The sequence below is a fragment of the Kocuria rhizosphaericola genome, from assembly GCF_044462205.1.
Taxonomy (GTDB): domain Bacteria; phylum Actinomycetota; class Actinomycetes; order Actinomycetales; family Micrococcaceae; genus Kocuria; species Kocuria rhizosphaericola.
Map to the genome: position 1 here is coordinate 1 of NZ_JBISWK010000155.1, position 17,698 is coordinate 17,698.

At 69.7% G+C, this 17,698-nt stretch carries 16 protein-coding genes and 1 tRNA gene; 14 read left to right on the plus strand and 3 right to left on the minus strand.

From position 1 onward, the window contains the following. The 7 genes from ACH9D2_RS15625 to ACH9D2_RS15655 all read left to right on the plus strand — a co-directional run. Nucleotides 1-415 (plus strand): TadE/TadG family type IV pilus assembly protein (locus tag ACH9D2_RS15625; RefSeq protein WP_396363741.1); only part of this gene is annotated, 415 nt, incomplete at its 5' end. A 38-nt stretch (nt 416-453) separates the two neighbouring features. Further along, nucleotides 454-1,362 carry a pilus assembly protein TadG-related protein gene (locus ACH9D2_RS15630; protein ID WP_396363742.1) on the plus strand — a complete coding sequence of 303 codons (909 nt, stop codon included), beginning with the start codon at nt 454-456 and terminating at the stop codon, nt 1,360-1,362. A 12-nt stretch (nt 1,363-1,374) separates the two neighbouring features. Continuing rightward, a complete protein-coding gene (gene cpaB / locus ACH9D2_RS15635; protein WP_396363743.1) occupies nt 1,375-2,109 on the plus strand; it encodes a Flp pilus assembly protein CpaB in 735 nt (244 codons plus the stop codon). Beyond that, on the plus strand, nt 2,106-3,308 hold the full coding sequence (locus tag ACH9D2_RS15640) for an AAA family ATPase (protein WP_396363744.1): 1,203 nt from the start codon (nt 2,106-2,108) through the stop codon (nt 3,306-3,308). Before cpaB ends, ACH9D2_RS15640 begins: the two co-directional genes overlap by 4 nt. Beyond that, on the plus strand, nt 3,305-4,735 hold the full coding sequence (locus ACH9D2_RS15645) for a CpaF family protein (protein ID WP_396363745.1): 1,431 nt from the start codon (nt 3,305-3,307) through the stop codon (nt 4,733-4,735). The genes ACH9D2_RS15640 and ACH9D2_RS15645 overlap by 4 nt, the downstream gene beginning before the upstream one ends. Further along, on the plus strand, nt 4,735-5,664 hold the full coding sequence (locus ACH9D2_RS15650) for a type II secretion system F family protein (RefSeq protein ID WP_396363746.1): 930 nt from the start codon (nt 4,735-4,737) through the stop codon (nt 5,662-5,664). Before ACH9D2_RS15645 ends, ACH9D2_RS15650 begins: the two co-directional genes overlap by 1 nt. 42 nt (nt 5,665-5,706) lie before the next feature. Next, the gene (locus ACH9D2_RS15655; RefSeq protein WP_396363747.1) at nt 5,707-6,582 is read left to right on the plus strand and encodes a type II secretion system F family protein; all 876 of its coding nucleotides are present in this window, start codon (nt 5,707-5,709) and stop codon (nt 6,580-6,582) included. A 161-nt stretch (nt 6,583-6,743) separates the two neighbouring features. Here the strand turns inward: ACH9D2_RS15655 and ACH9D2_RS15660 are convergent. Next, nucleotides 6,744-6,820 (minus strand) — tRNA-Pro (locus tag ACH9D2_RS15660). Nucleotides 6,821-7,059: 239 nt separating this feature from the next. On the opposite strand from ACH9D2_RS15660, the gene ACH9D2_RS15665 reads away from it, so the two are divergent. The 7 genes from ACH9D2_RS15665 (at nt 7,060) to ACH9D2_RS15695 (ending at nt 16,207) form a co-directional block, all read left to right on the plus strand. After that, nucleotides 7,060-8,649, plus strand: coding sequence for a M20/M25/M40 family metallo-hydrolase (locus ACH9D2_RS15665; protein ID WP_396363748.1), 1,590 nt, complete (start codon nt 7,060-7,062; stop codon nt 8,647-8,649). A gap of 195 nt (nt 8,650-8,844) precedes the next feature. Then, nucleotides 8,845-8,976, plus strand: a complete 132-nt coding sequence (locus tag ACH9D2_RS15670; RefSeq protein ID WP_396363749.1) for a hypothetical protein — start codon at nt 8,845-8,847, stop codon at nt 8,974-8,976. An 11-nt stretch (nt 8,977-8,987) separates the two neighbouring features. After that, nucleotides 8,988-10,418, plus strand: a complete 1,431-nt coding sequence (locus ACH9D2_RS15675; RefSeq protein ID WP_396363750.1) for a M28 family peptidase — start codon at nt 8,988-8,990, stop codon at nt 10,416-10,418. 249 nt (nt 10,419-10,667) lie between these two features. Further along, the gene (locus ACH9D2_RS15680) at nt 10,668-12,260 is read left to right on the plus strand and encodes a M28 family peptidase (RefSeq protein ID WP_396363751.1); all 1,593 of its coding nucleotides are present in this window, start codon (nt 10,668-10,670) and stop codon (nt 12,258-12,260) included. An 87-nt stretch (nt 12,261-12,347) separates the two neighbouring features. Further along, complete coding sequence (locus tag ACH9D2_RS15685) at nt 12,348-13,817, plus strand: outer membrane protein assembly factor BamB family protein (protein WP_396363752.1); 1,470 nt, start codon at nt 12,348-12,350, stop codon at nt 13,815-13,817. Beyond that, nucleotides 13,814-15,454 carry a M28 family peptidase gene (locus ACH9D2_RS15690; protein ID WP_396363753.1) on the plus strand — a complete coding sequence of 547 codons (1,641 nt, stop codon included), beginning with the start codon at nt 13,814-13,816 and terminating at the stop codon, nt 15,452-15,454. Before ACH9D2_RS15685 ends, ACH9D2_RS15690 begins: the two co-directional genes overlap by 4 nt. 63 nt (nt 15,455-15,517) lie before the next feature. Continuing rightward, nucleotides 15,518-16,207: an HAD-IA family hydrolase gene (locus ACH9D2_RS15695; protein WP_396363754.1), complete on the plus strand. Its 690-nt coding sequence runs from the start codon at nt 15,518-15,520 to the stop codon at nt 16,205-16,207. A 19-nt stretch (nt 16,208-16,226) separates the two neighbouring features. Here the strand turns inward: ACH9D2_RS15695 and ACH9D2_RS15700 are convergent, their stop codons facing one another. Together ACH9D2_RS15700 and ACH9D2_RS15705 are read right to left on the minus strand one after the other, a co-directional pair. Further along, nucleotides 16,227-17,234: an NADP-dependent oxidoreductase gene (locus tag ACH9D2_RS15700; protein ID WP_396363755.1), complete on the minus strand. Its 1,008-nt coding sequence runs from the start codon at nt 17,232-17,234 to the stop codon at nt 16,227-16,229. 41 nt (nt 17,235-17,275) lie between these two features. Further along, nucleotides 17,276-17,698, minus strand: coding sequence for an organic hydroperoxide resistance protein (locus ACH9D2_RS15705; RefSeq protein ID WP_396363756.1), 423 nt, complete (start codon nt 17,696-17,698; stop codon nt 17,276-17,278).

The window sequence follows — 17,698 nt, forward strand, 5'->3', positions numbered from 1 at the left end:
CGCCGCGGCCCGTTTCGGCTCGAAGGAGGGGATCATGAGCCGTTTTCGTTCCGACCGAGGAGCAGTGGCCGTCGAGTTCGCACTCGCGATCCCACTTCTTCTGACCATACTTCTGGGGATTGTCGAAATGGGGTTCGCCTTCAACTCGCAGATCTCGGTAACTCATGCAGCACGCGAGGCCGTTCGCACCATGGCCATCCAGGATGATCCTGCGGCTGCACGAGCAACGGCCATTGCGGCGTCTCCGTCCTTGATTCCGGCCATGACCGATGGGGAGATCACAGTGACCCCCGCCAGCTGTACGGCGGGGAGCACTGCCACGGTGACTATCCAGCACAACCACACTTTCGTTACCGGGCTGTTCGGGGCCAACGTCAACATACGAGGAACGGCGGCCATGCGATGCGGGGGTTGATCGATCGGCTGCGGCGCGGGGAGCGGGGGGGCATCTCCGTGATCGTCGCCCTCTCTCTGGTCGTACTGCTCGGCGCTGCCGCACTTGTCATCGACACCGGCGCTCTCTACGCGGAACGTGCGGAGCTGCAGAGCGGTAGCGACGCAGCAGCCCTGGCCATCGCCCAGGACTGCGCAGTCGGAAGCTGTGGTGTCCCCAGCGCAACTGCCCAGACCTTCGCCAACTCGAACGCCAAGGACAACGCCGCCAACGTCGACGCACCGACGTTCCCCACCCCGACCTCCGTCCGGATTCGGGCAACGACCCGGGACAGTGGTGGAGCCGGCTCCCTTGCACTGATGTTCGCGCCTCTGCTCGGCATCGACGAGGAGACTGTGTCTGCGACATCGACTGCGACCTGGGGCAGTCCCGCCGGCGGGCCGGCCATGCTTCCGCTCGCCTTCGCGCCCTGCGTCTTCGATCTTGACGGTGGCATCCATGTCATCAAGACCCACGGCTCCGGAACGCCTGACTGCACCAGCACGAGCCCGTCGGGCGCGACGCTACCGGGCGGCTTCTCGTGGCTCGGCGGATCGACGGGATCCTGCGAGGTCCAGGTCGACATCAACACCACTGTTCCCAGCAGCATGGGCGCGAGCATGCCCAGCGATTGCTCCACCGTCCTGGTCCCGTCCCTGGTGGGAGAGACGATCCTCCTGCCCGTGTACGACGACAAGACCGGCACAGGTGCCGGTGCCACCTACCACATCTCCGGATGGGCCGCCTTCACGATCCACGGCTGGCGGTTTCCCAGCAACGCGGTGAACAACACGACCATCGCCGGGGCCACGTGCACCGGCAGCTGCAACGGCATCATCGGTGAGTTCATCACCTTCTCCGCCCTGGACGAGGGCTTCACCACCGGCGGCCCTGATCTGGGCGCGACCGTCGTCTCCCTGACCGAGTAGAAAGATCGCCCCGTGAAAGTTCGTGTCATCGCCGCCGTCATGGCTGTGGTCCTCGCCCTGGTGGGTGCCGTGCTCGTCTCCGGCTATGTCCGAGCTGCCGACGCACGAGCCCTCGAGGGCCTGGAGAACAAGGAAGTCTACGTCGTCGACACTGCGGTGCCCGCGGAAACCCCCGTCGAAGACCTTGGAAAACATCTACGGAAACAGGCGCTGCCGCTGACGGCCGTTGCTGAGGACGCCGTCGTGGACCTCGAGGAGTTCGAAGGTCGCGTGACCGCTGTAGCTCTCCAGCCGGACGAGCAGCTGCTGGGCGGCCGGCTCGTCACGCTCAACTCGCTCCAGGAACCTGGCCGCGTCGCTCTGCCGAAGGGACTGCAGGAGGTCACCGTCCAGCTCAGTCCTGATCGAGTCGTCGGCGGTCAGCTCGAGGCCGGAGAGTTCGTGGGCATCTTTGCTTCCTTCGAGGAGGGGCCGGGTGACAAACCTGCCACGGAGCTCGTGTTCCACCGGGTCCTGGTCACCAGCGTCCAGGGCGCGCCCGCCGCAGCGGAGGCCGGCGGCGACGAACCGACTGCCGACACTCCGCCCGTTCCCGAGGGTGCCCTGCTGGTCACGTTGGCCCAGGACGCGGCAGCGGCCGAGAAGACCGTCTTCGCCGCGGAGTTCGGAACGCTGTGGTTGGCGAAGCAACCAGTAGAAGCAAAGTGGAACGACACCGGTGCCAGCATGGAGGACTTCTTCAAATGAGCAGATTCCTACTCGTCACCTCGGACGTGACGTTCGAGCAACGTGTACAGACGGCTATCGCCGGCCGGATTCCAGGCTCCGTGCAGACCATCTACAACGTGCAGATACCGGACACCCCAGATGAGCTGTTGCGTCGGGTGATCGGCGAGCTGCCAGCTGTTCTGCTGCTCGGGCCAGGCGTTGACGTCAACGAGGCCCTCGGCCTGGCCGGCATCTTCGACGTCCAGTTCCCGGAAATCAGTGTGGTTCTCGTGGCGGGCGCTGATCCGGAGCTCGCGCTGGCAGCCATGCGGGTGGGCATCCGCGACATCCTGGAGCCGGGCGCCGAGGTGGACGTCGTCCGGGTCCTGCTCGAACGTGCCTGCCACGCCGCCGACAGCCGCCGTCGTGGGGCCATCTCGGAGGATGCGCCGGCGTCCCGTCGGCAAGGGCGGGTCATCGCCGTGACCTCTCCCAAGGGAGGAGTGGGCAAGACCACGGTCGCAGCGAATCTCGCCATTGGGCTCGGCAAAATAGCTCCCATGTCGACGGTGCTGGTGGATCTGGACGTGCAGTTCGGAGACGTCGCCGCGGTCCTCAATCTCGTTCCCGAGCACACGCTGTCGGACGCGGTGACTGGTGCGGCGGCGCAGGATTCGATGGTCCTCAAGACCTTCTTGAGCGTCCACCCGGCATCGATCTACGCCCTGTGCACTCCCGAGTCCCCGGCGGATGCGGACCGCATCAACGCCGACCAAATCGGTCACATGCTGGAGCAGCTTGCCACCGAGTTCCAGTACGTCGTCATCGACACCGCTCCCGGACTCGGGGAGCACACACTCGCTGCTCTGGAAGCGGCAACGGACGTGGTTTTCCTCTCCGGCATGGACGTACCGGGTGTGCGCGGCCTCCGCAAGGAGATCGACGTGCTGAGCGAACTGCAGATGCTTCCCGGGTCCCGTCACGTGGTCGTCAACATGGCCGATCGTTACAGCGGGTTGACCGTGCAGGACGTCGAGGCGACCATCCGGACTCCCGTGGACGTCGTGGTGCCACGGTCCAAAGCCGTCACGTACTCCACCAACAAAGGCGAGCCGATCCTGCAGGAGGCGTCGCGCGACAAGGCGGCGAAGGCCTTGAGTGGCCTGGTGGCTCGCTTCGATCCTTCCCAGACCACAGTTCCCCGCAAGGCCGTGCACCGACGGGCGGTGCTGCAGTGAAGCTGTCCGACAGGCTCAACGCCGCCCGGGGTACTGAAGAGGCGCAACCTGCCGCTGAGAACCCGCCGCTGGACCCGTCCGAAGCAATCATGCCGGTGTTCATGCCGACGCCGGCACCCGCCCCCGTGGTGCCACGGGTCGACGCCCTCGCCACCCTGAAACATCGTGTCGGTGAGGCTCTGTTCGAGCGTCTCGGCAGTCGTCTGAGCGACTCGGGGCTGACCGAGTCCTCTCTGCAGGCCTATGCCCGAGAAGAACTCGCACAGATCATTGATGCCGAGCAGGTGCCGCTCACCACAGAGGAGCGACAACGGCTGGTCAGGCAGATCAGCGACGACGTCCTCGGCTTCGGCCCGATGCAGCAGTTCCTCGACGATGACTCCGTCACGGAGATCATGGTGAACGGACCCGATCAGATCTTCATCGAGCAAGAGGGACGCGTGCACCTCAGCGATTCCCAGTTCAAGTCCGAAGAGGATTTGCGACGGGTGATCGAGAAGATCGTCTCCAAGGTCGGTCGTCGGATCGATGAGTCCTCCCCACTGGTGGATGCGCGGCTCGAGGACGGTTCCCGCGTCAACGCGGTCATTCCGCCGTTGGCCGTCAACGGCTCGTCCTTGACCATCCGGAAGTTCGCCGCTGACCCTCTGAAAGTGGTCGATCTCGTCCGGTTCGGATCGATGACCCCGGAGATGGCGGAGTTGCTCAACGCGTGCGTCAAGGCGCACCTGAACATCCTCATCTCCGGAGGCACGGGCACGGGCAAGACCACGATGCTCAATGTCATGTCCTCCTTCATCCCGCACGACGAACGCATCATCACCATCGAAGACGCCGTGGAGCTCCAGTTGCAACAGGAGCACGTGGTCCGTCTGGAGAGCCGCCCCTCGAACATCGAGGGCAAGGGTGAGATCACCATCCGGGACCTGGTCAAGAACTCTCTCCGTATGCGACCCGACCGCATCGTGATCGGTGAGTGTCGTGGTGGCGAAGCGCTCGACATGCTGCAGGCCATGAACACGGGACACGATGGGTCGCTGTCCACCATCCACGCCAATTCCCCACGGGACGTCATTTCGCGTCTGGAAACCCTGGTGTTGATGGCAGGCATGGACCTGCCGCTACGCGCAGTTCGGGAGCAGATCTCGTCCGCGATCGACGTCGTCGTCCAGCTCACACGGTTGCGGGATGGTACTCGTCGTGTCACCCACATCACCGAAGTGCAGGGAATGGAGGGGGAGATCGTCACACTCCAGGATGCGTTCATCTTCGACTACAGTGCGGGCGTTGACGCCAGCGGCCGGTTCCTCGGCAAGGCGATTCCAACAGGGGTGCGCCCCCGATTCATCGACCGTTTCGAGGATCTCGGCATCCAGGTCTCGCCGAAGCTGTTCGAGGTTCCCGCGGCTGTGGGACGGGGACGCTGATGCTGATCGCAGGGCTCGTGCTGTGCGTCCTGGCGATCATGCTGCTGCTGTTCGTCACCTTTAGCTCCTCCACTCCGAGGCTTCCTGAGGAACGCCGTCGGCCGCCTGCTGCGGAAGCACCGTCCTTCCTGAGTCGTGCCACGGGCATCACGACGGATGCCATCACCGAAGCCCTCAACCGTTATGGCTGGGCACGGTCCATCGGCCAGGTCCTCGACCGCGCCGGCATCAGACTCGCCCCCGCAGATTTCCTCGTCATGGTCGCCATCGCGGCTCTGGTGGCTGCCATGTTCGGTTACCTGCTCAACGGCCCGTTGCTGGCGCTGCTGTTCCTGGTGCTGGCGCCCCTCGGAGCGAAGGTCTTCTTGTCAGTGAAGCTGGGCACGAGGCAACGGGCCTTTGCGAATCAGCTCGACGACACGCTCCAACTGCTCGCCGGAAGCCTGAGGGCGGGGCACAGCCTTCTGCGCGCCATCGATGCCGTCTCCCGTGAAGCACAGGTGCCGACCACTGACGAACTGGCCCGGGTGGTGAACCACACCCGTATCGGGCGCGACCTCAATGATGCCCTGGAGGAAACGGCGACGCGGATGAACAGCGAGGACTTCAGCTGGGTTGCCCAGGCCATCGGCATTCACCGAGAGGTGGGCGGCGACCTCGCGGAGGTCCTGGATCAAGTGGGGCAAACGATCCGTGAGCGCAACCAGATTCGTGGTCAGGTGAAGGCGCTCAGCGCGGAGGGGAAGATGTCCGCCTACATCCTCATGGGGCTGCCCTTCGTCGTCGCAGTTGTCCTGTCCATTCTGAACCCGGGCTTCATGCAACCGCTCTTCGAGAGCATCCTCGGCTACGGGCTGATGGTTCTCTCTGTGGTCATGCTGATCGCCGGTGGGCTCTGGATGCGCAAGATCGTCACCTTCAAGTTCTGAGTCCTAACTCCTGCCCGTCGCCTGCACAAGAAGGAATCCCACATGTCGTCCCCGTTGACTCTTGCGATCGTCGCCTTCGCCGCGGCTGTTGCACTCGCTCTGTGGGCCCTGTTCACCAACGTCGGGACGTCGAAGCGGCTGGTGCGCGAGAATCTGGGCCGGGGGCTCGACCAGGAGCTCGTGCTCGGGCCGAGTCCGGGCCGACCGGCGTTCGGTTTCGCCCAACGGTTGACCACCCCCCGGGGTGCGGCCCGGCTCGACCGGTTGCATGCGCTCGCAGGGCGGCCGGCTGCCTGGCCGCTACCTCGACTCCTTGCGCTCAAGCCGCTCCTGGCCGGCGTCGCGCTGATGCTGGGACTCTTGCTGCTCAGCGCGAACTCGAGCGGGCGGATGATCGCGCTCGTCATCGTCTTTACGGGGGTCGCCTACTTCGTTCCCGACCTCCTCCTGTACAGCAGAGGCAAGGAACGCCAGAAGGCCATCGGGCTGGAGCTTCCGGACACGCTCGACCAGATGATGATCGCGGTCGAGGCCGGCCTTGGCTTCGAGTCGGCCATGTCCAGGGCGGGGGAGAACGGAAAAGGTCCTCTCGCCGAAGAACTCCTGCGCACTCTCCAGGACATGCGTGTGGGCGTAGCCCGGAAGGAGGCGTATCTCGCTCTGGAGGAGCGCACCGACGTACCGGATCTCCGGGCTTTTACTCGCTCGGTCATTCAGGCCGATGCCTACGGCATCTCGATCAGCACCGTATTGCGCACGCAAGCGGGAGAAATGCGCCGCAAGCGCCGTCAGCGAGCCGAAGAGCAGGCGATGAAGATCCCGGTCAAGATCGTCATTCCCCTCATGCTGCTGATTCTGCCAGTGCTGTTGATCGTGATCATGGGCCCTGTGATCCTCAATGCCATGGACATGCTGTGACCCAAAGGGAAGTACAGACGGTGAATTACATCGGCTGAGTGCAACGAGCTGGAGCGTGCCCGGACCGGATCTGCCGCTACGAGCACCGGCTCGGCGCGAGGAAAACGAAAAACACCCCGGACCACAGGTCCGGGGTGTTTCCGATGTCCTGAGACATCACATGGTCGGGATGACAGGATTTGAACCTGCGACCTCGTCGTCCCGAACGACGCGCGCTACCAAGCTGCGCCACATCCCGTGAAGCATCCGGTCTCGGCCGGAAACAACTGCTCCATCATAGCCACCTGGCCGCGCGCGTGGGAAATCGGGCCGCCGGCGCCGTGTCAGGGCCCTGCACCGTCCGCCGAACAGTGGACAAAAGTCATTGACCGGTCAGTAACCCATTTGTGAGCATATGCAAATCCGCGTCATCCCTCGATGACTGTGAACCGCGTCACGGCCGGGTCACCTCCCGGCCGCCGCTCACCTGGAGGTTCCATGCCCGTCCGCAAGCCCAGCCACTGGATCACCTCGGCCGCCCTGGCCGGCGCCCTGACCCTCACGGCGACCAGTGCCGTCGCGGCCCCCACCCGTGACAACAGCAACAACAACACCACCCACAAGATCACCCAGGCCGTCACTCAGCAGAAGCTCACGCAGCACCTGAACGCCTTCCAGTCCATCGCGGAGGCCAACGACGGCAACCGCGCTTCGGGCACCTCCGGCTACCAGGCCAGCGTCGACTACGTGGTCCAGAAGCTGCGCGCCGCCGGCTACACCCCGGAGGTCCAGGAGTTCACCTTCCCGTACTTCCAGGAGGTCAGCCCGACCACGGTCAGTGCGGACGGCACGCAGCTCGCCGTCGAGGACGTCGCCGTGATGACGTACTCCGGCACGGGCGCCGTCAGCGGCCCGGTGCAGGCGGTCGACACCACCGGCGCCCCGGCGGTCAGCACCAGTGGCTGCGAGGCCGAGGACTTCGCGGACTTCGTGCCGGGGAACGTGGCCCTGATCCAGCGCGGGAGCTGCTCCTTCGCGACCAAGGCCGCCAACGCGGAGGCCGCCGGCGCGAGCGCCGTGCTGATCTTCAACACCGGCCTGCCGAACGCCGAGGGCGTCGTCGCCGGCACCCTGGGCTCCCCGGAGGCAACCACCCTGCCGACGGTCGGGCTCAGCTACCAGGCCGGCGTGGACCTGCTGGACGCCCAGGACGTCACCGTCGCTGCGGACACCGTCTCGGCGACCCGCACCACCTACAACGTCCTCGCCGAGACCGGCACGGGCGACCCAGGGAACACGGTAATGGTCGGCGCGCACCTGGACGGTGTGCTCGAGGGCGCCGGCATCAGCGACAACGGCACCGGGTCGGCGGGCATCCTCGCGATCGCGGAGGCCATGGCCAAGACGAAGACCGAGAACAACGTGCGCTTCGCCTGGTGGGGCGCGGAGGAGCTCGGCCTGCTGGGCGCTGAGCACTACGTCCAGGACCTCGCCGCGAACGACCCCGGGGCGCTCGAGGACATCGCGTTGTACCTCAACTTCGACATGATCGGCTCCCCGAACTACGGGCGCTTCGTCTACGACGGCAACGCCTCCACCTTCGATCCCGGCGACACGAACGTCCCCGAGGGCTCCGGGGCGATCGAGGCGGCGTTCCACGAGTACTTCGCCTCGGTGGGACTGGCCTCCGGCGACACCGAGTTCAGCGGCCGCAGCGACTACGGGCCGTTCATCGAGGCCGGCGTCCCGGCCGGCGGTCTCTTCACGGGCGCCGAGGGCGTGAAGACCGAGGAGCAGGCCGCGCTGTTCGGCGGCCAGGCCGGCGTCGCCTACGACTCCTGCTACCACTCCGCGTGCGACGACATCACGAACGTGAACCTCCAGGGCATGGAGGAGATGTCCGACGCCGCCGCGGCCGTCGTCCTGCGCTACGCGATGTCCACGCATGACGTCAACGGCGAGGGCGAGCCCTACCAGCAGAAGGGCAAGGGTGCTGTGGGCCACCCGCAGGGCAATGACCGGGGCCACGGCCCGCACTCCGAGCACGGTCGCGGCAACGGCCACGGCCACGACAAGGCGGCCGCCTGACGGCCTCCGCGCACGAGTGCTCAAAGGCCCCGCCCCCGGCAGTTCGCGCCGGGGGCGGGGCCGTTCGCTCTGCCACAATGCGCACGGTCATTGTGCCCCCGCCCGGGAGCTGGGATTCTGTGCACATCGCTCCATCAGCTCGATGAAGCCGCTGTTCTGGTCGAGCCCCGATCGGCCCCTGCCCCGGGAGATCCCATGCGCCACCGCACCCACCACCACCGGACCGCGGCCGCCGCAGCGGCCCTCACCTGGTCGAGCACCGGTCCCGAGAGCGACGACGACGCCCCCGCCGCCGCCAAGCCGACCCTGCCGGAGTGGTCGCTGTGACCGCGGCAGAGGTGCCTTCCGAGAAGGTGCTGGAGCACCTCGAGGTCTTCCAGGCCATCGCGAACGCCAACGACGGCAACCGTGCCTCGGGCACGTCCGGCTACCGGGGCAGCGTGGACTACGTGGTCGGCCGGCTGCGGGCCGCCGGCTACGCCCCGCGGGTCCAGGACTTCACCTTCCCCTTCTTCCAGGTCGTCGGACCGGCCACGGTCAGCGCAGGAGGCAGGCAGCTCCCCGCGGAGGACGTCGCGGTCATGACCTACTCCGGCTCCGGGACCGTCACCGCACCGGTGCAGGCCGTGGGAACGACCGGAGAGCCGGCCGCGAGCACCAGCGGGTGCGAGGCCGAGGACTTCGCCGACTTCGTGGCCGGGAACATCGCGCTGCTCCAGCGGGGCACGTGCGCCTTCGGGACGAAGGCCGCCAACGCGGCGGCCGCCGGGGCGTCGGCGGTGCTGATCTTCAACACGGGCCTGCCCGGGGAGGAGGGCGTGGTCGCCGGCACCCTCGGCGAACCGGGGCTGGCTGACATTCCCGTGCTCGGCCTCAGCTACGCCGCCGGCACGGCGCTGCTGGGCGGGGGCGAGGTGACGGTCAGCGCGCAGACCGTCTCCGAGAGCCGGGAGACCTCCAACGTCCTGGCCGAGACGAGCTCGGGGGACCCGGAGCGCACGGTCATGGTCGGCGCCCACCTGGACAGCGTCCCGGAGGGCCCGGGCATCAACGACAACGCCTCCGGCTCCGCGGGGATCCTGGCCATCGCCGAGGCGCTCGCGGGCACGGAGACCGCCAACACCGTGCGCTTCGCGTGGTGGGGCGCGGAGGAACTCGGCCTGCTCGGGTCCCGGCACTACGTCACGGACCTCAAGAGCAACGACTCCGCGACGCTGGAGAACGTCGCGCTGTACCTGAACTTCGACATGATCGGCTCCCCGAACCACGGCCGCTTCGTCTACGACGGCGACGCCTCGGCGTTCGGTCCGGAGGACGGCTCGGTGCCCGCCCCGGCTGGATCGGCCGCGATCGAGGCGGCCTTCCACGAGCACTTCGGCTCCGTGGGACTGGCCTCCGGCGAGACGGAGTTCAGCGGCCGCAGCGACTACGGGCCGTTCATCACCGAGGGCATTGCCTCCGGCGGCCTCTTCACCGGCGCCGAGGGGATCAAGACCGTGGAGCAGGCGGCGCTGTTCGGTGGGCGGGCCGGCATCGGCTATGACTTCTGCTACCACGCGTCGTGCGACGACCTCAGCAACATCGACGTCCGGACGCTGGACGAGATGACCGACGCGGCCTCCGCCGTGGTCCTGCGCTTCGCGAACTTCACGCAGGACCTCGAGGAGGAGGGCCGGCGGCTGCGCACCGCCGTGGGGCCCATTCCGGCCGCCACGGTCGACCAGGGCCACGGCCCGAGCAACGCCGCCGAGGAGAGGCAGTCGCAGTGAGGCCGGTGCCCTGAAGTGGCGCCACGGCCACGACGAGGCAGCCGCCTGACAGCCCCGGCGCACGAGCGCCGAACGGTCCCGCCCCGGCAGGTCCACGCCGGGGCGGGACCGTTCCCTTTCCCAAAACCTGTCCGGCCATTGTGCCTCTGACCTGGAGCTGGGATTCTGTGCACAGCGCTCCACCCGTCCGGCGGAGCCGAACACGGATACGGTCGAGCCCCCGATCGGCCCCTGGCCCCGGGAGGACCCATGCCGCACCGCACACCCAGCCGTTGGACCGTGGCCGCAGCCCTGGCCGGCACCCTCGCGTTCGCGGTGCCGAGCGCCGTCGCGGCCCCGCCGGGGGAGGGCGACGGCGCCGGAGCGGCCGCCGGGACCGCCGTGGCCGTGCCGCCGGAGCAGGTGCTGGAGCACCTCGAGGTGTTCCAGGCCGTCGCCCACGCCAACAGCGGCAACCGCGCTTCGGGCACGCCCGGCTACCGGGGCAGCGTGGACTACGTGCTCGGCCGGCTGCGGGCCGCCGGCTACGCCCCACGGGTCCAGGAGTTCACCTTCCCGTTCTTCCAGGAGGTCGTCCCGACGACGGTGGCCGTGCCCGGACCGGGCGGTGTCCCGCGGACCCTGACCGCCGCGGAGGCGGCCGTGATGGTCTACTCCGGCTCCGGCACGGTGACCGCCCCGGTGCAGGCCGTGGACACCACCGGCGCCCGGGAGGCGAGCACCAGCGGCTGCGAGGCGGAGGACTTCGCCGGCTTCGTGGCCGGGAACATCGCCCTGCTCCAGCGCGGCACGTGCACGTTCGGGGTGAAGGCCGCCAACGCGCAGGCCGCCGGGGCGTCCGCCGTGCTGATCTTCAACACGGGCCTGCCCGGCGAGGAGGGCGTGGTCGCCGGCACGCTGGGGGAGCCCGGTGCCACGACCCTCCCGGTGGTCGGGCTCAGCCACGCGGCCGGCACCGCACTGCTGGGCGGGGGCGAGGTGACCGTGACGGCGCAGACCGTCTCCGAGAACCGCCAGACCTACAACGTCATCGCCGAGACGAGCACGGGCGACCCCGGGAACACGGTGATGGTCGGCGCCCACCTGGACAGCGTGCCCGAGGGCGCGGGGATCAACGACAACGGCTCGGGCTCCGCGGGGATCCTGGCCGTCGCCGAGGCGCTCGCGGGCACGGAGACCGCCAACGCCGTGCGCTTCGTCTGGTGGGGCGCGGAGGAGTTCGGCCTGCGCGGGTCCCAGCACTACGTCGCTGACCTGAAGGCGAACGATCCCGGGGCGCTGGAGGACATCGCGCTGTACCTGAACTTCGACATGATCGGCTCCCCGAACTACGGGCGCTTCGTCTACGACGGCGACCACTCCGCGTTCCCGCCCGTGCAGGGCCCCGAGGGTCCCGTGACGGCGCCGGAGGGCTCCGCCGCGATCGAGGCGGCCTTCCACGAGCACTTCGGCTCCGTGGGACTGGCCTCCGGCGAGACCGAGTTCAACGGGCGCAGCGACTACGGGCCGTTCATCGCCGAGGGCATTCCCTCCGGCGGCCTCTTCACGGGCGCCGAGGGGATCAAGACCGCGGAGCAGGCGGCCCTGTTCGGCGGCCGGGCCGGGGTCGCCTACGACTTCTGCTACCACGGTGCGTGCGACGATCTCGCCAACGTCGACGTCCGCGGCCTGGACGAGATGACCGACGCGGCGGCCGCCGTGGTCCTGCGCTTCGCGGCCTCCACCCAGGACGTCGACGGCGCGGGCGGGCAGCAGCGAGACCGGGATCTCCCGCTCGGCCCCGCCACCGTGGACCAGGGGAACGGCCCGGGCAACGCCGCCCATGAGGCGCCGGAACAGTGACCGGAGAGAACCCGAACCCGTCCGGCCGGTGATTTTCCTCTGCAACTCGGCTGTCGGCGGGGGCGGTCGCCGTTCCACACTGGAAGGATGACTCCTCTCCGGAACACCTGTGCAGTCCTGACCTGCGCCCTCGTCCTGCTGAGTGCCGGCCCCGCGGCGGCGGCCGAGGCCCCGGTGGACTCCCCGCAGGAGTGGACGCAGTACCGGCTCACCCCCGAGAAGAACCCCGTGATCGAGACGGACGGCTCGGTCGTCCCCGCCGAGGCAGGGTTCCGGCTGCCCGACGAGGTCCGTGCCACGCCCGTGGTCGTGGGGGACCGGCTGTACGTGGGCACCCACGGCAGCGGCACCCTGCACGCCTTCGACCTCGCGACCGGCGAGCAGGTCTGGGAGGCCGAGGCCCCGAACTGGATCCACTCCGAGATGCTCGTCTCCGAGGGCACCGTCTACGTCGGATACGGGGACCGCGGCCAGGAGCGCGGTGACGGCCTGCGCGGTGACGGCCCCGGCGGGGTGCTCGCGCTGGACGCCGGGACGGGCGAGCAGAAGTGGGCGTACCCCGTGGACGCCCACGTCATGCCGACCCCCGTGCTGCACGACGGCCGGATCCACGCCGCGACCGGCGACCGGCACCTGCACGTGATCGACGCCGCGACGGGGGAGGGCCTCGAGCGGGTGGACGTCGGGGCGGTCATGAGCATGTCCGCCCCGGCCGCCGCCGAGGGCATGCTCTACGCCGGGGCGTTCGACGGCGGCCCGAAGGTGATCGGCTACGACATGGACGCCCGGGAGATGACCTGGACCACCGCGCTGCCGGAGGTGCGGTCCGGCCTCGACGACGTCCCGCCGGCCGTCTCCGAGAACGTCGTGGTCACGACCTCCCACCGGGACATCGTGCCCGCCGAGCGCCTCGAGCACTGGGCCCACGGACTCTCCGCCGACACCGGCGAAGTGCTCTGGGAGGTGCACCTGGGCGACGGCCCGTTCGTGCCCAACAACAAGTCCGGAGCTCCGGCCGTCGCGGACGGCGTGGTGTACGTGGGCAGCCCCACCACCCAGCGGCTCCACGCCCTGGACCTCGAGACGGGCGAGGAGCGGTGGTCCCACGACTCCGGGCCCATCAAGGCACCTCCCGTAGTGGTCGACGGGCACGTGGTGTACACGACCACCCAGGGGGAGATCGGCGCCGTCGAGACCGGCACGGGTGCGCTCACGGGCGCCCGGCAGCTGTCCGACGAGCCGCTGGCCCCCGCCGGGCCGATCGTGGTCGACGGCGTGCTGCTGGTGCCCGGCCAGGAAGGCATGGTCCACACCCTGGCGCTCGACGAGCTGACCGGGAGCACCGACGAGGACCCGGCCGCCGGCACCGACGACGCCGGTGACGAGACCGGCGACGAGACCGGCGACGAGGCCGCCGGGGCCGGCGGCGCGGTGGACAACGAACCGCTGGGTGGCGGAGCGCTCGGTCCGGCGGCAGCCGCTCTGCTCGCCGTCGGCCTGCTCGGTGCGCTCGCGGTCCTCCTCGTGCGCCGCCGCCGCAACCCCGCCGCCCGTTGAGCACCCGACCACGACGTCCTCGGCCACCGCATCCGCTCCGCGACCGGCGCAGCCCCTGGTGGCGGTCCGCCGCGCTCGCGGGGGCCCTCTCGGTCGCCGTCACCGCCGTCAGCGCGCCGCCCGCCCAGGCCCAGCTCGACGACGCCACGCGCCGGATCACGGAGGCGGTCTCCGCCGACCGGCTGCGGGTCCACCTGCAGGCGTTCGACGAGATCGCGACGGACCACGACGGCAACCGTGCCGCCGGCACGAGCGGCTACCGGGCGAGCGTCGACCATATGGTGGGCGCGCTGCGCGAGGCCGGCTACGAGCCGCGGCTCCAGACGTTCCGTGTGCCGTACTTCGAGGTGGTCGCCCCGGCGACGGTCGCGACCGTCGCCGACGACGGCGCGCGCACCCGCCTGCCCTCCCGGGAGGTCGCAGCGGTGGAGCACTCCGTCTCCGGGGAGGTGACCGGCCGGCTGCAGGCAGTGGACACGGACGGTTCCCCCGGGGACAGCACGAGCGGCTGCGAGACCGGGGACTTCGAGGGCTTCGCCCCGGGCAGCGTCGCCCTCGTCCAGCAGGGCGAGTGCTCCTCGGGGCGGAAGGCCGCCAACGCCGAGGCGGCCGGTGCCTCCGCGGTGCTCGTCTTCGGCTCCGGGGAGTGGCGCCACGACCGGCCGGCCAGGGGCTCCCTGGAGGAACCCGGCGCCGTCACCGTGCCGGTGATCGGGCTGAGCTACCAAGCCGGGGTCGAGCTGCTGGACGCGGAGGAGGTGTCCGTGACCGCCGAGACAGTCTCCGAGCTGCGCGAGACCTACAACGTCATCGCGGACACAGGGACGGGCGACCCGGCGAACACCATCGTGGTCGGCGCCCACCTGGACAGCGTGCCCGAGGGCGCGGGGATCAACGACAACGGCTCCGGCTCCGCGGCCGTCCTCGTGATCGCGGAGGCGCTCGCGGACACGGAGGTCGAGAACACCGTCCGGTTCGCCTGGTGGGGCGCCGAGGAGATCGGTCTCCTGGGATCCGATCACTACGTCAGCGACCTCGCCGGCAACGATCCTGCCGGTCTGGAGGACACCGCGATGTACCTGAACTTCGACATGATGGGCTCCCCCAACTACGGCCGCTTCGTCTACGACGGCGACGGCTCCGGATTCGGGGACCACGACTCCTATGACGCCCCGGTCGGGTCCGGCGCGATCGAGGAGGCGTTCCACGAGTACTTCGACTCCGTGGGACTGGCCTCGGGGGAGACCGGGTTCGACGGGGAGAGCGACTACGTCGCGTTCATCGAGGCCGGCATCCCCTCGGGCGGGCTCTACACGGGTGACGACCACACGATGACCGGCCGGGACGCGCGGCGCTTCGACGGCCGGGCCGGCGAGCCCTACGACCCGTGCTTCCACCGGGCCTGTGATGACATCACCAACATCGAGTTCCAGGGCCTCGAGGAGATGAGCGACGCCGCGGCCGCCGTCGTCCTGCGCTACGCGACGTCCGGCGACGGCGTGGACCTCGCTCCGCCCGTCACCGGCCCCGGTGGCGACGGCCCGCTGATGGCACTCCTGGGCGTCCTCGCGGTGGGAACCGTGGGCCTCGCGACCCTGTTGATGGTGCGACGCAGAAGGCGCGGGCCGGCCGGCTGAGTCCCGGCCCCGGGACCCGGGCCACGATGGATCGGCAGGCTGATCGGTGCGATGCTGGACGGCATGACCCGCACTGGTTCCCCTCGGGGCGTCCTCTTCGACGTCGACGGCACCCTCATCGACTCGAGCTACCTGCACACCGTCGCCTGGTGGCACGCCTTCAACCAGGCCGGCCACGACGTCCCCATGCACCGCATCCACCGGCTCATCGGCATGGGCTCGGAGCAGCTGATCGACGAGCTGCTGCCCGGCGACCGGGACAAGGACGGGGACGAGGCCATCGGCGACGCCCACGGGGCCCTGTTCTCCGTGCACTGGCCGGGGCTGAAGCCCACCCGGGGCGCCGCGGAGCTGCTGCGCCGCTGCGCCGACGCCGGCCTCGTGGTGGTGCTGGCGTCGTCGTCGAACGTCACCGAGGTGGCCGCCATGCGGGAGGCGCTCGGCTCCGAGGACCTGCTCACGGCGGTCACGACCGCCACCGACGCCGAACAGAGCAAGCCCGCCCCGGACATCTTCGCCGCGGCGCTGGAGGCCGGGAACCTCCGTCCCGAGGACGCGATCGTGGTGGGGGACGCCCGCTGGGACGTCGAGTCCGCCTGGAAGCTCGGCCTCGACGCCGTGTGCCTGACGAGCGGCGGGATCAGCGAGACGGAGCTGCGCGAGGCCGGGGCCGTGGCCGTCTACGCGGACCCGCAGGCCCTGCTGGACGACTTCGAGAACAGCCCCCTGGGCCGGCTCGCCCGGAACGGCTGAGCCGGCCCCGGCGCCGGCCTCAGAGCCTGACCACCATCTTGCCGGTGTTGGCCCCGGCGAGCAGGTCGATGAAGGCCTGCGGGGCGTCGTCGAGCCCCTCGCGCACGGTCTCGTCCCACTCGATCTCGCCGGCCGCCAGCCAGCCGGCCATCTTCTCGCGGAACTCCGGTCCCAGGTCCTGGTGACCGCTCACCAGGAAGCCCTGCAGGCTCAGCATCTTGCCGATCGCCAGTGCCAGGTTCCGCGGCGCGGCCGGGGGCTCGGTCGCGTTGTACTGCGAGATCGCGCCGCACAGGCACACGCGGCCGTGCGTGTTCAGCGCCGAGATCGCGGCCTCCAGGTGCTCGCCGCCCACGTTGTCGAAGTACACGTCGATGCCCTCGGGCGCCGCGCGCCGGAGCTGGGGCAGCACCGGGCCGTCGTGGTAGTCGAAGGCGGCGTCGAAGCCGAGCTCCAGCAGGCGGGCGACCTTCTCCGGGGAGCCGGCGCTGCCCACCACGCGCGCGGCGCCGCTGAGCCTCGCGATCTGGCCGACCAGCGAGCCCACGGCTCCGGCGGCGCCCGAGACGAACACCGTGTCCCCGGGCCGGAACCGCGCGGCGGCCATCAGCCCGGCGTACGCGGTGAGCCCCGGCATGCCGAGCACTCCCAGGTAGGCCGACTCCGGGGCGAGTGCGGGGTCCACCACGGTGGCGGAGCCGGCGTCGATCAGCGCGTGCTCGCGCCACCCCGCCCCGTGCAGCACGGTGGCGCCCACGGGCAGCTCGGGAACGGCGGAGGCGACGACCTCGCCCACGGCGCCGCCGTCGAGCGGGCGGTCCACCTGGAACGGCGGGACGTAGGACTTCACGTCGTTCATCCGCCCGCGCATGTACGGGTCCACGGACATCCATCGGTTGGCGACCACGACCTGGCCGGGGCCGGGCTCGGGCAGCGAGGCCCCCTCGAGCCGGAAGTTCTCGGGCACGGGAGCGCCGTCGGGGCGGGAGGCGAGCACGACCTGGCGGGTGCTGGTGGGCGGGGTCATCGGTTCTCCTGGGGGTCGAAGGGGGCGGGGAGGGCGGGGGATCAGTCCTCGGCGACGGTCACGAGGACGTCGACGTTGCCGCGGGTGGCGTTCGAGTACGGGCACACCTGGTGGGCCTTGTCGGCCAGGGACTGCGCGGTGTCCTGGTCGAGGTCCGGGAGCACGACCTCCAGGGTGACCTCGAGGCCGAAGCCGCCCTGTCCGTTGCCGCCGATGCCCACGCGGGCGCCGACGCTGGAGTCGCCCAGCTCGACCTTCTGCTGCCGGGCGACCATCTGCAGGGCGGAGTGGAAGCACGCGGCGTAGCCGGCGGCGAAGAGCTGCTCGGGGTTGGCGCCCTCGCCGGAGCCGCCCATCTCCTGCGGGACGGCCAGTCCCAGGTCGATCCGGCCGTCGGTGGTGCGGGTGCGGCCGTTGCGGCCGGAGCCGGTGGCGAGGGCCTCGGCGGTGTAGACGGTGTCCAT